This is a genomic window from Mesorhizobium sp. WSM4821 (assembly GCF_055901555.1).
Window position 1 is genome coordinate 2,168,812 of the sequence record NZ_CM148371.1, and the last position, 16,418, is coordinate 2,185,229.

General features: G+C 63.7%; 16 protein-coding genes and 1 pseudogene. 1 reads left to right on the forward strand and 16 read right to left on the reverse strand.

What is annotated here, in order from left to right:
• Nucleotides 1-129 precede the first annotated feature (129 nt).
• The 10 genes and pseudogenes from phnD to phnG all read right to left on the reverse strand — a co-directional run bounded on the left by phnD (nt 130) and on the right by phnG (nt 7,653).
• Complete coding sequence (phnD, locus tag AC0NID_RS10430) at nt 130-1,038, reverse strand: phosphonate ABC transporter substrate-binding protein (RefSeq protein ID WP_473455434.1); 909 nt, start codon at nt 1,036-1,038, stop codon at nt 130-132.
• A gap of 141 nt (nt 1,039-1,179) precedes the next feature.
• Complete coding sequence (gene phnC / locus AC0NID_RS10435; protein ID WP_473455432.1) at nt 1,180-2,037, reverse strand: phosphonate ABC transporter ATP-binding protein; 858 nt, start codon at nt 2,035-2,037, stop codon at nt 1,180-1,182.
• 180 nt (nt 2,038-2,217) lie between these two features.
• Nucleotides 2,218-2,825, reverse strand: a pseudogene (locus AC0NID_RS10440) (DapH/DapD/GlmU-related protein).
• Nucleotides 2,822-3,529 carry a phosphonate C-P lyase system protein PhnL gene (gene phnL / locus AC0NID_RS10445; protein WP_473455431.1) on the reverse strand — a complete coding sequence of 236 codons (708 nt, stop codon included), beginning with the start codon at nt 3,527-3,529 and terminating at the stop codon, nt 2,822-2,824. The pseudogene AC0NID_RS10440 and the gene phnL overlap by 4 nt, the downstream one beginning before the upstream one ends.
• Nucleotides 3,530-3,531: 2 nt before the next feature.
• Nucleotides 3,532-4,308 (reverse strand): phosphonate C-P lyase system protein PhnK, encoded by a 777-nt coding sequence (phnK, locus tag AC0NID_RS10450; protein WP_473455430.1) that lies wholly within the window; start codon nt 4,306-4,308, stop codon nt 3,532-3,534.
• Nucleotides 4,305-5,186, reverse strand: coding sequence for an alpha-D-ribose 1-methylphosphonate 5-phosphate C-P-lyase PhnJ (locus tag AC0NID_RS10455; RefSeq protein WP_473455429.1), 882 nt, complete (start codon nt 5,184-5,186; stop codon nt 4,305-4,307). Before AC0NID_RS10455 ends, phnK begins: the two co-directional genes overlap by 4 nt.
• Nucleotides 5,183-5,470: a hypothetical protein gene (locus AC0NID_RS10460; protein ID WP_473455428.1), complete on the reverse strand. Its 288-nt coding sequence runs from the start codon at nt 5,468-5,470 to the stop codon at nt 5,183-5,185. Before AC0NID_RS10460 ends, AC0NID_RS10455 begins: the two co-directional genes overlap by 4 nt.
• A complete protein-coding gene (locus AC0NID_RS10465) occupies nt 5,467-6,579 on the reverse strand; it encodes a carbon-phosphorus lyase complex subunit (RefSeq protein ID WP_473455427.1) in 1,113 nt (370 codons plus the stop codon). Before AC0NID_RS10465 ends, AC0NID_RS10460 begins: the two co-directional genes overlap by 4 nt.
• A 1-nt stretch (nt 6,580) precedes the next feature.
• Nucleotides 6,581-7,192, reverse strand: a complete 612-nt coding sequence (gene phnH, locus AC0NID_RS10470; RefSeq protein ID WP_473455426.1) for a phosphonate C-P lyase system protein PhnH — start codon at nt 7,190-7,192, stop codon at nt 6,581-6,583.
• Nucleotides 7,192-7,653, reverse strand: coding sequence for a phosphonate C-P lyase system protein PhnG (gene phnG / locus AC0NID_RS10475; protein WP_473455424.1), 462 nt, complete (start codon nt 7,651-7,653; stop codon nt 7,192-7,194). Before phnG ends, phnH begins: the two co-directional genes overlap by 1 nt.
• A gap of 119 nt (nt 7,654-7,772) precedes the next feature.
• On the opposite strand from phnG, the gene phnF reads away from it, so the two are divergent.
• Nucleotides 7,773-8,522, forward strand: a complete 750-nt coding sequence (gene phnF, locus AC0NID_RS10480) for a phosphonate metabolism transcriptional regulator PhnF (protein ID WP_473455423.1) — start codon at nt 7,773-7,775, stop codon at nt 8,520-8,522.
• 171 nt (nt 8,523-8,693) lie between these two features.
• Here the strand turns inward: phnF and AC0NID_RS10485 are convergent, their stop codons facing one another.
• From AC0NID_RS10485 to AC0NID_RS10510, 6 genes are all read right to left on the reverse strand, one after another.
• Nucleotides 8,694-9,710, reverse strand: a complete 1,017-nt coding sequence (locus AC0NID_RS10485; protein WP_473455422.1) for a zinc-binding alcohol dehydrogenase family protein — start codon at nt 9,708-9,710, stop codon at nt 8,694-8,696.
• A 64-nt stretch (nt 9,711-9,774) separates the two neighbouring features.
• Entirely contained in the window at nt 9,775-10,740 is a 966-nt protein-coding gene (locus AC0NID_RS10490; RefSeq protein WP_107651218.1) for an ABC transporter permease, read from the reverse strand.
• Entirely contained in the window at nt 10,737-12,290 is a 1,554-nt protein-coding gene (locus tag AC0NID_RS10495) for a sugar ABC transporter ATP-binding protein (protein WP_473455421.1), read from the reverse strand. The genes AC0NID_RS10490 and AC0NID_RS10495 overlap by 4 nt, the downstream gene beginning before the upstream one ends.
• 91 nt (nt 12,291-12,381) lie before the next feature.
• Nucleotides 12,382-13,377: a substrate-binding domain-containing protein gene (locus AC0NID_RS10500; RefSeq protein ID WP_473455419.1), complete on the reverse strand. Its 996-nt coding sequence runs from the start codon at nt 13,375-13,377 to the stop codon at nt 12,382-12,384.
• Nucleotides 13,378-13,721: 344 nt separating this feature from the next.
• Complete coding sequence (locus AC0NID_RS10505) at nt 13,722-14,720, reverse strand: aldo/keto reductase (RefSeq protein WP_473455418.1); 999 nt, start codon at nt 14,718-14,720, stop codon at nt 13,722-13,724.
• Nucleotides 14,721-14,776: 56 nt separating this feature from the next.
• Nucleotides 14,777-16,282, reverse strand: coding sequence for a UxaA family hydrolase (locus tag AC0NID_RS10510; RefSeq protein ID WP_473455417.1), 1,506 nt, complete (start codon nt 16,280-16,282; stop codon nt 14,777-14,779).
• Between the last annotated feature and the right edge of the window lie 136 nt (nt 16,283-16,418).

The following is a 16,418-nucleotide window of genomic DNA, read 5'->3' on the forward strand; positions in this document are numbered from 1 at the left end:
ACGCCGCTGGCGGCGCATGGCCCCGGCGGCGTGTGCCGTTAGTGCGCACGGCGATGCGCACTAAGTCTTTGTTTGTGCATGTCGTCATCCCAAAACCGCTGCGCACTTTTGGGCGACATGCAGTTTGCTTTACGAGCCGATCTTCGCCTTACGCGCGTCGATGATCGGCTGATAGAATTCCGGGGTAACCGGCGAGTAGCCCTTGTAATCGCCGCCTTGTATCGCCGAGAAACAGGCCGGATCGGTTTCCGGAAGCTTGGTCAGGAAATCGATGATCTTCTGCTTGGCGCCGGCGTCGATCGACGTACGCACGACCAGCGGGCCGTTCGGGATCAGCGGCGATTGCCACAGTTCGACAAGGTCGTCCATCTTGAGGACACCCTTGTCGACCATCTTGCGCAGATTGCCCGAACTGTAGCCGTCCTTGAAGTCGCCGACGCCGGAGGCCCAGGTGGTGCCGGCATCGAATGTGCCCTTCAGGACTTCAAGGACAAGCTGTTCATGGCCGCCGCCGAAACCGGTCGACGCGAAGTAGCTCTTCACATCCGTGCCGATGTCCTTGGGCAGCGACGTGACCGGGATCAGGTAACCAGACGTCGAATCGGGATCGGCGAAACCGAGTTTCTTGCCTTTCATGTCGGCGAGTGTCTTGATGCCGGAATCGGCACGGGCGACCATGACCGCACGGTAACCGGTCGAACCGTCGGTCTGAATCGTCGTCAGGATCGGCTCAGCCGCATCCTTGTTTTCGAGATAGACCTTGGCGTAGGCGGAAGCGCCCAGTTCGGCAAAGTCGAGCGTGCCGCCGAGCAGGCCCTGGATGACGCCGTCATAGTCGGCGGCCGGGAACAGCGAAACTTTCTCGACGCCGAGGACGTCCTTGATGTGGTCGGAGAAGCACTGGTAGTTGCGCAGACGGTCGGCTTCGTTCTCGCCGCCCAGAATGCCGACGCGGAATTCCTTCAGGTCCTGTGCCTGGACCGCGCCAACCGCCATGGCGAGGATGGAAACGGCACCGAAAAGTATCTTTTTGAACATCTCGTCTCTCCTGTTGGTTCCGGCATCGCGCCGGCAGCGTTCGAATTTTGACAGCGCCCTTGACGCGGGCTGGCGATCCAGGCGCTCTTTTGGTTGTCCATGATCTTTCGTATACCGGTATCCACTTGGTGGATCATGGAGCTAGTAGCCAGGGAATGCGGGCTCGAGCGGTCCTGCGGATGTGGCGATTTTTGGCTTGATGATAACGCTGGTCGAGGTGATGGCCTCGGAGATTTCGCCGCCATTGCTGTCGGCGCCGTAGACCATGCGCACGGCCTCGCGGTTGAGGTCTTCGGGCGGACCGTCGAACACGACCTTGCCGGCGGCCATGCCGATGATGCGGTTGCAATAGGAGCGCGCGGTATCCAGCGTGTGCAGATTGGTGACGACGGTGAGGCCCTCGCGCAAATTGATGTCCTGCAGCGAATCCATCACCACCTTGGCGTTGAGCGGGTCGAGCGAAGCGATCGGCTCGTCGGCAAGGATGACTTTCGGCCTTTGCATCATGGCGCGGGCAATCGCGACGCGCTGCTGCTGGCCGCCCGACAAGGTGCCGGCCGGCTGCAGCGCCGTGCGGGCGATGTCGAGACGCTCGAGCGCCGCGATCGCTTCGGCCCGTTCCTCGCGGGAGAAGACGCCGAGCAGATTGACAAGGGTCGAGCGATGATTGAGCCGGCCGAGCAGCACATTGGTCAGCACGTCGAGGCGCGGCACCAGGTTGAACTGCTGAAAGATCATGGCGCAGTCGCGCTGCCAGCGCCGGAGCGGCGAGCCGCGCAACCGCGAGACTTCAGCGCCTTCAAAAAAAATCGACCCTTGGCTCGGATCGATGAGACGGTTGATCATGCGCAAAAGGGTCGATTTGCCGGCGCCGGAGCGACCGATGATGCCGACCATCTGACCGTGCGGGATCGAGATATCGACATTGCTGACGGCGGCGTTCTTGCCAAACCGGCGGGTAATGCCGCGGATTTCCAGCGTGGCTGAGGTTACTGACATAGGCACGTTCCAGTCCAGTCGCAGTTGAAGGTCTGTTAACCCTCGCTAGCGCAGCCGCATGAACCTGCGGTGTCGGATTGATGTCAGTTTTGTTACCGCCCACAGGAGGCGGGGAATGGTGAATAGTGAATAGTGAATAGAAGGGCACCACCCTCTGTTAGCTGCCACCATTCACCATCTTTAGCCGCCGTATTTCTCCAGAAACGCTTCCGCCGAAAGGGCGCGAAAATCGTCGAGCGCGGCGCGCAGGCGGGCGTGATCCCAGTCCCACCAGGCAAGTGCCTGATAACGCTCGGCCGTGCGGCGGTCGAAGCGTTCGCGGATTGGTTTGGCCGGCACGCCGCCGACAATGGTGTAGGGCGCGATGTCCTTCGACACCACCGCGCCGGCGCCGACCGCCGCGCCATCGCCGACGGTGACTCCGGGCAGGATTGTCGAGCCGTGGCCGAGCCAGGTGTCGTGGCCGATGGTGACGCGCCTGGCGCGGCGCTGGGCGAAGAATTCGCTCTCGTGTTCGGCGTCGTCCCAATAGTCCGAAGCGCGATAGGTGAAATGATGCAGCGTCGGCCGCCAGGTCGGGTGGTTGGTGGCGTTGACGCGTACATTGGCGGCGATGTTGGCGAACTTGCCGATCGTCGCGCACCAGACGCCGCAGTCCTGCATCATGTAGGAATAGTCGCCCAGCGTGGTTTCCGAAACCCGGCGATCTCGGTCCAGCGGCCGAGCGTCGAGCTCTCGACTTCCGCCGTCTCGTGGACCAGCGGCGCCTCCGACAGTTTTCCGGTCATGCGGCGATTTTCCCGGCGTTAAAAGCGGTCACGTCGATGATGCCGTCGGCCACTGCCTCGCGCACGTCGTGGTCGTGGAAGATACCGAGCAGGGCGACGCCGGCCGCCTTCTTGGCCGCGATCAGCGCAATCACCACGTCGCGGTTCCTGGCATCGAGCGAAGCTGTCGGCTCGTCGAGCAGCAGGACCGGGTGCTCGGTGATGAAGCCGCGCGCGATGTTGACGCGCTGCTGCTCGCCGCCGGAAAAGGTCGCCGGCGGCAGCGCCCAGAGTTTTTCCGGCAGGTTGAGCTCAGCCAGCAAGGCGCGTGCCTTGCCGTGCGCAACTTCACGGTCCTCGCCGCGCTCGACTAGCGGTTCGGCGACGACATCCAGCGCCGAGACGCGCGGTACGGTGCGCAGGAACTGGCTGACATAGCCGATGGTTTGCCGGCGCACGGCAAGCACTTTACGTGGGCTGGCCGTCGCGAGATCGATGAGCCCGTCCTTGTGCTGGACGATGATCTGGCCTTCATCGACGGCATAGTTGCCGTAGAGCATCTTCAGGATCGAGCTCTTGCCGGCGCCGGACGGGCCGCCGAGCACGGTGCATTCGCCGGCCCTTAACGAGAACGACACGCCGGCGACAACAGGCAATTTGATGCCGTCGCGCAGATGCATGGTGAAGCTCTTGGCGACGTCGGAGACAACGAGAGGGGTTGCCATGGTCACACCTGCAATATCGAGGAAACAAGAAGCTGGGTGTAAGGCGCGCGCGGATCGTCGAGCACGCGGTCGGTGAGGCCGCTTTCGACGACGTGGCCGTCCTTCATCACCATCATGCGCTGCGACAGCAGTCGCGCCACCGCAAGGTCGTGGGTGACGACGATCGCCGCCAAGCCGAGATCGGTGACCAGGCCGCGCAACAAATCGAGCAGGCGCGCCTGCACCGAGACGTCGAGACCGCCGGTCGGTTCGTCCATGAACACCAGCCGCGGCCCGGTGACGAGGTTGCGCGCGATCTGCAGGCGTTGGCGCATGCCGCCGGAAAAGGCACGCGGTTCGTCGTCGATGCGGTCCTCATCGATCTCGACGCGCGACAGCCAGTCGACGGCGGTGGCGCGGATCTTTCCATAGTGGCGGTCGCCCACCGCCATCAGCCGCTCGCCGACATTGGCGCCGGCCGAAACCGTCATGCGCAGTCCGTCGGCGGGGTTCTGGTGGACAAAGCCCCAGTCGGTGCGCATCAGGAAGCGGCGCTCGGCCTCGCTCATGCGGTAGAGCTCGCGGAACTGGCCGTCGCGCATGCGGTAGCTGGCGCTGCCGGAGCTCGGCAGCAACCGCGTCGACAGGCAGTTGAGCAGCGTCGTCTTGCCGGAACCGGACTCGCCGACCACCGCCAGCACCTCGCCGGGCCACAGGTCGAAGGTGACGTTCTCGCAGCCGACGCGCGAGCCGTAGAATTTTGACAGCGCGGAGACGCGCAGCAGCGGTTCGTCGGTCATTGCGCCGGCTCCATCGTCTCGGGTGCGAGATGACCGCGATGACCTTCCGCCCGCCGCTTCTCGCAATGGTCGGTGTCGGAACACACGAACATGTGGCCGCCATGGTCGTCGATGATGACCTCGTCGAGATAGACATTCTCGGCCGCGCACAACGCACAGGGCTGGTCGAAGGTCTGCACCTCGAAGGGATGGTCCTCAAAGTCGAGGCTGACCACCTTGGTGAACGGTGGCAATGCATAGATGCGCTTCTCGCGGCCGGCGCCGAACAGTTGCAGAGCCGGCGAATTGTGCATCTTCGGATTGTCGAATTTCGGCGTCGGCGACGGATCCATCACATAGCGGCCCTCGACCTTGACCGGATAGGCGTAGGTGGTGGCGATGCGGCCGTGCCTGGCGATGTCCTCGTAGAGCTTGACATGCATGAGGCCGTATTCCTCCAGCGCATGCATCTTGCGCGTTTCGGTTTCACGCGGTTCAAGGAAGCGCAAAGGTTCGGGGATCGGCACCTGGTAGACCAGCACCTGGCCGGCCGCTAGCGGATGCTCGGGAATGCGGTGGCGGGTCTGGATGATGGTCGCCTTGGCCGTTTCGGTGGTGACCGCGACATTGGCGACCTTCTTGAAGAAGGCGCGGATCGAAACGGCATTGGTGGTGTCGTCGGCGCCCTGGTCGATGACCTTCAGCACATCATCCGGGCCGATGATCGAGGCGGTAACCTGCACGCCGCCAGTGCCCCAGCCATAGGGCATCGGCATTTCGCGCGAGGCGAACGGCACCTGATAGCCGGGGATGGCAATGCCCTTGAGGATCGCGCGGCGGATCATGCGCTTGGTCTGCTCGTCGAGATAGGCGAAGTTGTAGGTGGCGATTTCGGTCATGGTGATCGCTTCCGCTTTGTGCTACCAGATTGACTTCCAACACGCGGAAAAAGGGCCAGACTCAGGTGACCCCAACCGGATGGATGCACATCGGAATTCTGCTGTTGGCGTTCGTGGGCGCGGTCGTCTTTTTCCTTCGCCCTAAGAGTCTCTCCGGGCCAAGAGACGGTTCGGGCAATGGCTTCTTCTCCGGCGGACAGGATGGCAGCAGCAGCGGCTATGACCGGCATAGCAGCCATTCCAATGGTGGCAGCGGTCATGGTGGTGGAGACGGCTGAAATCATTCGGCGGCCTCCCTTTTCTCTTCGGCCTTGCCGGCGTTTTCGCGGGCGTCATGCTCGGCGCGCATGCGGCGCACGAGGTCGAGCTCGGCCTGGAAGTCGACATAGTGCGGCAATTTCAGGTGCTCGACGAAGCCGGTCGCCTGGACATTGTCGGAATGCGAGATGACGAATTCCTCGTCCTGGGCGGCGGCGGTAACGTCCTCGCCGAACTCCGAGGCGCGCAGCGCCCGGTCGCACAGCGCCATGGCCATCGCCTTGCGCTCGCTCTGGCCGAAGACGAGGCCGTAGCCGCGGGTGAATTGCGGCGGCGCCTTGGCCGAGCCTTTGAACTGGTTGACCATCTGGCATTCGGTGACACGCACGGAGCCGAGCGGTACTGCGAAAGGCAATTCCGGCACGTCGAGCTCCAGCTCGACCTCGCCGATGCGGACCTCGCCGACAAAGGGATGGTTGCGGGCATAGCCGCGCTGGGTGGAGTAGCCGAGCGCCAGCAGAAAACCTTCGTCGCCGCGTGACAGCGCCTGCAGGCGGATGTCGCGCGCCATCGGGAATTCCAGCGGCTCGCGGGTGATGTCGCCGGGAACATGATCCCCAGGCATCTCGCCGTCGGGTTCGATCAGGCCCTCGCGGGCGAGGATCGCGGAGACGCGCGGCATGGCCTCCGCCTCGCTTGCACGTTGCAGCGGCTCGGCGACGTCGCCGCCCGCGGCAAGCTCGGGGTCGAGCAGCCGGTGGGTGTAGTCGAAGGTCGGGCCGAGGAGCTGGCCTCCGGGCAGATCCTTGTAGGTTGCCGACACGCGCCGCTCGACCAGCATCGCGCCGGTGTCGATCGCCCTGGTGTAGCCGAAGCGCGGCAGCGTCGTGCGATAGGCGCGGACCAGGAAGATCGCCTCGATCATGTCGCCGCGCGCCTGGACGATGGCGAGCGCCGCCAATTCACGATCGTAGAGCGAGCCCTCGCTCATCACCCGGTCGACGCCGAGCGCCAGTTGCTCGACGATCTGGTCGAGGCGAAGTGCGGGCACCTTGCGGTCGCCGCGCCGGCGGTCGGCGAGCAGGCGATGGGCGTTGGCGATTGCGGCTTCGCCGCCTTTTACTGCGACATACATCTCACGCCTCCATCGTCTTGATACGCGTCGTGCGCGGCAGGCAGGCGATGCTGTCGGCGGCGGCCAGGATGATGTCGGCGCCACGCGGGAAGCGCTGGTTGTTCTGCTTCCATTGCTCGACGAAATGACGCGGCATCCGCGCTGGCGCGATCGTCGCGGTCTTCTCGATGCCGGGGCCTTCAAGCAGCAAAGGCGTGCCCGACGTGAGATCGCTCACCTGCAGGATCAGCGTGGTCGAACGGTCGGGATAATCCTGGGTGCCTTGCGCAAAACCGTCGAGCGCCATCATCTCGGCGGGCGCGGCGATCAGCGCGAAATGCGCATCGGCGGGCGTGTTGGCGAGCGGCGCGCCGGTGTGGAAGCCAAGCCAAGCCTTCACCGCTGCCGGGGCCTGCAAGACAGGGTCGAGCCAGAGCGGCGTGTCGTTGTCGCACAGTGCCAGCGCGATGGCGCCCGCGGTGGCCGACAGCGGCGTTGGCGGGCGGGCAAAGACCGGCAGGGGCTGCAGGGTGCCCGGTCGCGCCATCGCGTCCATCACGGCGCGGAACACCGTCTGCGCGTTGAACACCGGATCGGCGAAGCCGCCCTCGATCGCTTGGGTGGCGATATCCATCAGTCTTCTCCGCGTACCATTGTGAAGAAATCGACCTTCGTTGCCGCCGTCTCGGCGCGCCGCCGTTCACGCGCGCAGGCTTGTGCCGCCCGAAGGGGCGCGATGAGTTTGGTCTCGACCTCGCTGCGATGGTTGGGATCCTGCCAGAGCGCGTCGGCGATTGCCGCCAGCCGTGCCTTTTGCTTGTCGCGGCCGTGCGCGTAGCAGTGGCCGACCTGCCCGGATGCCAGCCGGACGGTGGCGCGGGTGACCGTTGCTTCGCCGACGTTGAACGGCGCGCCGCCGCCGCCGATGCGGCCACGCACGGTGACCAGGCCGGTTTCGGGTCCGCGCAGGAGTTCCGCTTCCGAAGGCAGGCCGGCTTCATTCCAGAGGCGGACGATGTCGTCGCCGCTCGATTGCGCCAGCGTCGCCATGACGGCCTTGCGCTCAGCCTGATCGCGCGCTTCCTGTCCTCTCATGGCCCTTCCTTCTTGCTGAAAATTTGTCTATTGATTTAGACAATTATACAAATTACACCTATTCCCTAATGCGAGTCCATGACGGATGCATGACAGGGACGAAAGGTTCGGGGCAACGAATGATCGGACGGCAGATGGCCAGCAGCCTGGAGCGGCGCACCGGCGTCTCGCTGTGGCGGCAGATCGCCGACCAGATCCTGCATTCGATCGCCGTCGGCGAGTTTGCCGAGAATGCCGCGCTGCCGCCGGAAATCGCACTGGCAGAGCGCTATGGCGTCAACCGCCATACGGTGCGCGCCGCGATCGCCGCATTGGTGCAGGAGGGGGTGCTTCGCGCCGAGCAGGGGCGCGGCACCTTCGTGCTGTCGCGCAAGCGGCTGTCCTATCCGATCGGCGCCCGCACGCGCTTTTCGGCGGGCCTGCAAGGGCAGGCATCCGAGCGCCGCAGCGTGCTGCTCGAGTCGGCGATCGAACCGGCCAACCGTCGTGTCGCGGACAGCCTGGGCCTTGCGAGGGGGGCTGACGTGGTACGCTTGGAAATGCGCGGCGAAGCCGATGGACAGCCGGTCTCGCGCGCCACCGCCTGGTTCGAGGCCAGGCGTTTTTCCGGCATCGAGGCGGCCATGGCGGAAACCGGATCGATCACCGCCTCGCTCCAGCGCTTCGGTGTCAGCGATTATCTCAGGCAATCGACTGTGCTGTCGGCGCGCCATGCTGATGCCGCCGATCTCGCCGACCTCGATCTGCAACCCGGCGCCATCGTGCTGGTCACGGTCGCCGTCAACGTCACGCCGGACGGACAGCCGATCCAGTTCGCCGAAACGCGGTTTCCGGCTGAGCGGGTCGAGTTCAAATTGTCGGCGCTTTAAGTTGCGTTGATATTCAGCTGAGGCCGGCCTGCAAATGGCGGCTTCCTGCGCTTCCGGTACTCACGTACCCAAACGTACGCTCCGTTCCGGTTCTCGGAATCCACCATTTTCGACTCGGCCTGACCTGAATCTCAACGCACCTTTAGGACAATCGCTGGAGCGTGTCCGGCCTCACCCGACCTGGATGACGGCTTTGATCAGGCCGGATTTCTCATGCACCCAGCGGGCGAGGTCGCGCGGTGTGTCGCCAAGCGTCGTGCGATGGGTGACGAGCTTTGCCAGTGGCACCGCACCGTCGCGGATCGAGGCGGCGACATGGTCGAAGTCGGCACGCAGCGCGTTGCGGCTGCCTACAAGCGTCATTTCGCGCTTGTGGAATTCGGGGTCGGAAAAGGCGATGTCGTCCTTGACGACGCTGACCAGGACGAGCGTCCCGCCATGCGCGACATGGGCGAAGGCCGACTGCACGGACCGGGTGTTGCCGGTGGCGTCGAAGACCACGTCAAAACCTTCGCCGCCGGCTGCCTCCCGCACGAGGTCGATTGCTGTCGCCCGTGAACCGTCGAGGGTCGCGAAGCCGAGTTCACTTGCGGCGAAGCCGAGCCTCTCGGCGCTCATGTCGAGCAGCGTCGTGTCGAGACCGGCGATGCGCGCAAACAGCGCCGTTCCGAGGCCGATCGGCCCGGCGCCGATGACCAGCGTGCGCGCGCCGGGATCAGCCAGCGAGCGCCGCACGGCATGGGCGCCGATCGCCAGGAACTCGACGGCGGCGGCATCCGCCAGCGACAGGCCGTTGGCCGGATAGAGATTTTGCGCCGGTACCAGGATTTTCTCACACATGGCGCCGTCGCGATGGACGCCGAGCACTTCGATCCTGACGCAGCAATTCGGCTTGCCTTGCCGGCAGGCGATGCATTTGCCGCAGGCGAGATAGGGGTTGATGATCACCGGCTCGCCGATTGTGAGATCGACACCGTCGCCAACCTCCATCACGGTGCCGGAAACCTCGTGGCCCATGATGCGGGGATAGGCGAGGAACGGGTGCTTGCCTTCGAAGATGTGATAGTCGGTGCCGCAAATGCCGACATGGCTGACCGCGACCAGCGCCCAGCCGGACGGTGGCGCGCCGGGAGCGGCACGGTCTTCGAGAACAAGGTCGCCGGGAGAGCGGCAGACGATGGCTTTCATGCTTCTATCCAGTCGGTTCGTGGCGCCACCGGCTGTCGCCGAGGCCGGTGGCCTTGGATGGGGTCTATTTGCCGCGGCGGCGCAATCCGTCGAAATAAACGATGACGATGATCAGCGCGCCGGTAATGATGCGTTGCCAGAAGGCGTTGACGTTCAGCAGATTGGCGCCATTGTTGATGGTGGCGAGGATGAAGGCGCCGAGCAGCGGCCCGTGCACCGAACCGACCGCGCCGAACAGCGAGGTGCCGCCGATCACCGACGAGGCGATCGCCTGCAATTCCCAGCCTTCTGCTTGCGTCGGATTGCCGATGCCGATGCGTGAGGCGAGCAGTACGCCGACGAAAGCCGCGCACAGGCCAGACAGCGTGTAGGCCATGTAGATGGTGCGCTGGACATTGACGCCGGACAGACGCGAGGCCTCGGCGTTGGAGCCGACCGAGAACAGATAACGGCCCCAGCGGCTGTGGTGCAGGAAGATGTAGGCCGGGATACCGACCAGGATCACCATCCAGAACAGATTGGGGACGCCGAGGAAGGAACTGCGCGAGAAAAGCTGGAAGGCATCGTTGTTGATCGAGATCGAGTTGCCGTTGGTCATCAACAAGCCGATGCCGCGCAGGGATGTCAGCGTCGCCAACGTGATGATGAAGGGCGGCAGGCCCATCTTGACGATGCCGAAGCCATGGAACATGCCGATGGCGACGCCGACCAGCAAGGTGATCAGGATGGCGAGGAAGAGCGGTACCCCGGCATTGATCAGCATCGCCACGATGACGGTAGCGAAGCCAACGACGGCGCCGACGGAGAGGTCGATGCCGCCGGTGATGATGACGAAGGTCTGGCCGACCGCCAGGATCGCAATCATCGAGCCCTGGCGCAGGAGGTTCGAGATGTTGTTGGCCGAGGCGAAACTTGGCGTCGCCACCGACAGAATGATCCACAAAAGAACCAGCAACGCCAGCAGCGTCAGCCCGAACAGGGCGTTGTAGTTGCGCTTCGGCTTTTCGGCGGGAATAGCCTCCGTGCTCATGTCTGTCCTCCCAGCTTTTCTTGTTTCTCGGCGAGGGCCTGTGTGAGAATTTCCTCGTGATCGGCGGTACGGAACCCATGCGTGGCCACCAGCTTGCCGCGCCGGAAGACGTGCAGCGTGTCGGCCAGTTCATAGACCTCCGGCAGATATGACGAGATCAGGATGATCCCGGCACCCTTGGACAGAAGCGCGCCGAACAGGCGGTAGATCTCGGCCTTGGTGCCGACATCCACACCAACCGTCGGCTCGTCGAAGATGAACAGCTTGGCGCCGTGGGCCAGCCATTTGCCGATAACGATCTTCTGCTGGTTGCCGCCGGACAGGCTGGAGGCCAAGGCGTTGCGTGTCGGCGTCTTGATCCTGAGATCGGCGATCTGGCGATCGGCCTCGGTCTTCTCCTGTGCATTCGAGATCAGGAGATTGTTCGAGATGCGCTTGTAGATCGGCAAATTGAGATTGAGGCTGACCGGCAAATTGAGGCAAAGGCCCTGGTCGCGGCGGCTTTCCGGCGCCAGCGCCATGCCAAGCCTGATCGCATCGTGCTCGGAGTTGACTTGGACTGGCTTGCCCTCCCAGAGGATCTGGCCGGCCGACTTGCGGTGGCGGCCGTAGAGCGTGGTGACGAATTCGCTGCGCCCGGCACCGATCAGGCCATAGAGGCCGACGATTTCGCCGGCACGAACCGTCATCGAGACATTTTCGAAGCCCTTGCCGGAGAGATTTCTGGCTTCGAGGAGCGTCGCGCCCGGGGTAAAATGCTCCTTGTGATAGACTTGCTCGATAGAGCGGTTGATCATCATCTTGACCAGCTCGGCGTCGTTGGTCTCGGCGATGTTCCTGGTGCCGACAAGCGTACCGTCGCGCAGCACCGAGACGCGGTCGGCGAGCTCGAACACCTCTTCCATGCGGTGGCTGATGTAGATGATGGTGACGCCTTCGCCCTTCAGCCGGCGGATCAGCGTGAAAAGCTGGTCGGCTTCCTTCCGGGTGAGATAGGCGGTCGGTTCGTCGAAGATCAGGAACTTTGTGCCGCGCACGGTGGCGCGGGCGGCGGCGATCAGCTGCTGCTGGCCGATGGTCAGGTCACCCAGCACGACATGCGCCGGCAGGTCGAAGCCGAGATCGTCAATGATCTTCTGCGCTTCCCTGACCATGGCCCGCTGCTGCAGGATGCCGAAGCGGGAATCCTCTTCGCCGAGGAACATGTTGGCCGCCACGGTGAGATGGCGGCACAGAACGACTTCCTGATGCACGGCATTGATGCCGAGCGCCATCGCCTCGTGTGGGGTCGCCAGCGCTGCCGGCTTGCCCTCCCAGATGACGTCGCCGGAGGTGCGCGGCATGACGCCGGTCAAAAGCTTGATCAGCGTGGATTTGCCGGCGCCGTTCTCGCCGACGATGGCGTGGATTTCACCGGACTTGAAGGCGAGGCTCACCGGCTTCAACGCGTGCGTGCCGGGATACTGCTTTTCCAGCCCTTTGAGTTCGAGGATCGTCCTGCCCGGCTCCAGCGTTGGGGCTGGATGCAGTTCCTGCGCCGTCGACGTCATGACAATCCTCCCAGATTGGCCTCACCATTGGCACTTGGTGGAGTGTTTCCGGAGCAGGAAGGCCCCGGAAACAATGTACCTACGCCGATGCTCAGTCGAGCTTCGGATTGAGCAGCGCGTCGATCTTCGGATCCTTCATATTGGCCTTGGTGACGAGGTTGGCACCGGTGTCGACATTGGCCTCGACCTTCTCGCCCTTCGAGGCGGCGAGCGCCGTCTTGATGCCGTCATAGCCCATCCGGTACGGATCCTGGACGACGAGAGCCGAAATGACGCCGTCGTTGAGGAACTTGATCAGCTTCTCGTCGCTGTCGAATCCGACGAGCCCGACCTTGCCGGCAAGATTGTTCTCGGCGATCGCCTGGCCGACGCCCTGCGCCATGATCAGGTTGGAGGCGAAGATGCCCTTGAGGTTGGGGTTGGCGGTGATCAGGTCGGTCGCGATGTTGAGGCCGGTCGTGGCCTGGCCGTCGGCATATTTGTCGGCGACGAGCTTGAGGCCTGGATATTTGGCGGCAAGCTGCTCCTTGAAGCCCTGGGCGCGCTGTTCGAGCGAACCGGCACCCGGAAGTGCGGTGATCAGGGCGACGTCGCCCTCGACTTTGCCGCCATTGGCCTCGCCGATGGCCGCCGCCAGGCCGTCGGCGGCGACGCGGCCGCCTTGGATGTTGTCGGTGGTCAGGAACGAGGTGAAGGCCTTGGAGTCGGCGCCGGAGTCGATGCCGATGATCTTGACCTTGGTGGCGGCCTCGTCGATCGGCTTGCCGAGCGCCTTGGCTTCGGTCGGCGCGATGACGACAGCGGCCGGATTGCCGGCGACGGCGTTCTCGAGGATCGAGATCTGGCCGTTGACGTCCGTCTCGGCCTGGGCGCCGAGCTCCGGCACGTCGACGCCGAGGTCCTTGCCGGCCTTGCGGGCGCCGGCCAGAACGATCTGCCAGTAGAATGAGGTGGTGTCCTTGACGATGATCGGGATGGTCGCGTCCGCCGCCGAAACCGGCGCCGAATGCATCACGCCGGCAAGCATCGAGGCCGCTGCGAGGGCCGCGAAGGCGCGGCGGTTGAGAATGCTGGTCACGAATTTCATTAGGTTTCCTCCCTAAGTCGCCCGGTGAACGTTACGGTAGCTCCATTCGGATAGGCGCTGCCCAAACAGAACTTTATCAATAAAAAACATTTGCCGCATTTTGATAGTGCATAGGTTGGGTCGACGCAAGCGGTGTTTCGCATCGGTCTCCATATGGCTAGACCGGAAGGAAGCCTCCTGCCAGGTTCAAATGCTCCCCGATCCTGGCCTGAGGGGGTATGGAATATTAATTCCAAGCTTCAGTCAATATGGAACATTCGTTCTTTTTTGGATTGGGCGATTTATGCCTCCAGACCACATCGTCGACGTTTAGTTAGCCTGAGAACAGAGAAGGCTAAAGCGCATCAGCCGAGTTGCTGAACGATCGTGTAAGGATCGTATTTGGCGAAGTCGGTTTCCGGCACGTGGACGCTGAGCAGTTCAAGGTTACGCGTCAGGTTGGCGGGCTTGGCCGTGCCTGTCAGCACGGAGGCTACCACCGGCTCGTGCAACGGAAACTGGAACGCTGCCGCCGCAAGCGGATAGCCGCCCTCGGCGGCGATTTTTTCCATTGCTCCGACGCGGCCGAGAATGTCCGCGGTGGCCGGCCGATAATCGAAATGGGCGCCCGGCTCCGGGCCTGTCGCCAGAATGCCGGAATTGAAGACGCCGCCGATGATCAGCGAGGTCTGGCGTTGTCGACAAAGCGGCAGCAACTCGGCTTCGGCGGTGCGGTCGAGCAGCGAGTAGCGGCTGGCCAGCAGGATGCAGTCGAGCGGCGCTCGATGCAGCACATCGAGGCAGATCTGCACCTCGTTGACGCCAAGGCCGTAGGCGGAAATGACCCTGGACGACGTCAACTCTTCCAGCGCCTTCAGCCCGCCATCCATAAATTGGCGGAAATGCAGCTTCGTCTTCTCGACGCCATGCGTGTAGACGCCGATGTCGTGGACGAACAGGATGTCGATCCGATTGAGGCCAAGCCGCGCATAGCTGAACTCGACCGAGCGCATGATGCCGTCGTAGGAATAGTCGTAGTCGAGCGCGAAGGGCAGCGGGTCGACATAGGAGTAGTCGGGGACCTGGTCTTCCGGCACTGGCCGGAACAGGCGCCCGACCTTGGTGGATAGCACGTAGGAGTCCCGCGGCTTGTCGCGCAGGAAATCGCCGAAGCGGCGTTCCGAGAGGCCGAAGCCGTAGAAGGGCGCCGTATCGAAATAGCGCAGGCCGGCTTCCCAGGCGACCTGCAGCGTCTCCATCGCCGCCTCGCGCGGGCAAGCTCGGTAGAGGCCGCCGATCGCCGCGCCGCCGAAGCTGACCTCGGTTATTTCCAGCGCGGTGCTGCCGACACAGCGTTTCTTCATGCAAAACCTCCCACCGGCCATTTGCCTGGCCCGCCTTAAGTCAGTTAGTGGCTGGTCTAGAGGGTCGCTCCAAGGTGCCAGGGCACGAACTCGTTGTCGCCGTAGCCGAACGCCTCGCTCTTGGTCTTGCGGCCGGAAGCCGTCTCGACGATCAGTTCGAAGATCTCGCGGCCCATGCCGGCGATGGTCTTTTCCCCCGAGGCGATGACGCCGCAATTCACGTCCATGTCCTCTTCCATCTGATGATACATGGTCGAGTTGGTGGCGACCTTGATCGACGGCGTCGGCCGGCAGCCGAAGCAGGAGCCGCGGCCGGTGGTGAAGACGATGACATTGGCGCCGCCCGCCACCTGGCCGGTGGCCGAGACCGGGTCGTAGCCGGGCGTATCCATGAACACCAAGCCGTGCCCGCTGACCTTCTCCGCATAGCCGAAAACGCCGTTGAGCGGCGTCTGGCCGCCCTTGGCCACCGCGCCCAGCGACTTCTCCAGGATGGTGGTCAGGCCGCCGCGCTTGTTGCCAGGGGAGGGGTTGTTGTCGATCGAGGCGCTGTGCTTGGCGACATGGTCTTCCCACCATTTGATATAGCCGTCGAGCTTGGCCGCGATTTCCGGGGTCGCGGCGCGATAGGCGAGCAGGTGCTCGGCGCCGTAGATCTCCGTCGTCTCGGAGAGGATGCCGATGCCGCCGACGTCGGCGAGGATGTCGACGGCGGCGCCCAGCGCCGGATTGGCTGTTATGCCCGACATGCCGTCGGAGCCGCCGCATTGCAGGCCGACGACGATCTCGCTGACCGGGATCGGCTCACGCTTCAACTGGCCGACTTCCTCGCAGATCTCAGCCAGCACGCCCATCGCCTTCTCGACCGATTTGCGCGAGCCGCCAGCCTCCTGGATGTTGAAATGGCGTTTGCCAGCTGCGACGCCCTTCTGGCCGTAAAGGGTGAGCTGGTTGACCTCGCAGCCCAAGCCGACCATCAGCACACCGCCGAAATTCGGATGCCGGGCATAACCGGCCAGCGTGCGGTGCAGAACCATCATGCCGTCGCCGGTGGCGCTCATGCCGCAGCCCTGGCCATGGACGATCGGGACGAAGCCGTCGATCCCTGGATATTTCGGCAGCAGCTCGCGGTTGGCCTGGTCGGCGATGGAGTGGCAGACGGTGGCCGAGCAATTGACGCTGGCGAGAATGCCGATGAAGTTGCGCGTGCCGGCGCGGCCGTCGGCGCGACGGTAGCCCATGAAGGTGCGGGCGCGGTCGGCCTCGGTCGCGTGCACGGCCTCGCTCGGCGGCACCACCGGCAAACGCCCGGATTCAAAGACCAGATTGTGCGAATGAACATGTTCGCCGGGCGCGATGTCCTGCGTGGCACGACCGATCGCCTGCGCGTATTTGACCACGGCCTCGCCGGCAGGGATCGGCTTGATCGCCACCTTGTGGCCAGGCTCGATGAGCGCCGTGGCAACGGCGCCGCCCGGCAGCATCGTGCCGATCTCGATGCGACCATTGGCGACCGCGACATTGTCGGCGGGAGACAGAAGAATGCTGTTTGCGGCGTTCACGGGCAGTTTCCTGGGTGTTTCCTGGGGATGCGCGAGCGGATTGACACGCGGCAGTTAAGCTATAATGTCTTTTATCGTGAAAAAACATTTTTGCGTCAATTGTTTTTTCATGACGACGCCGCGCGTACTTACGAAT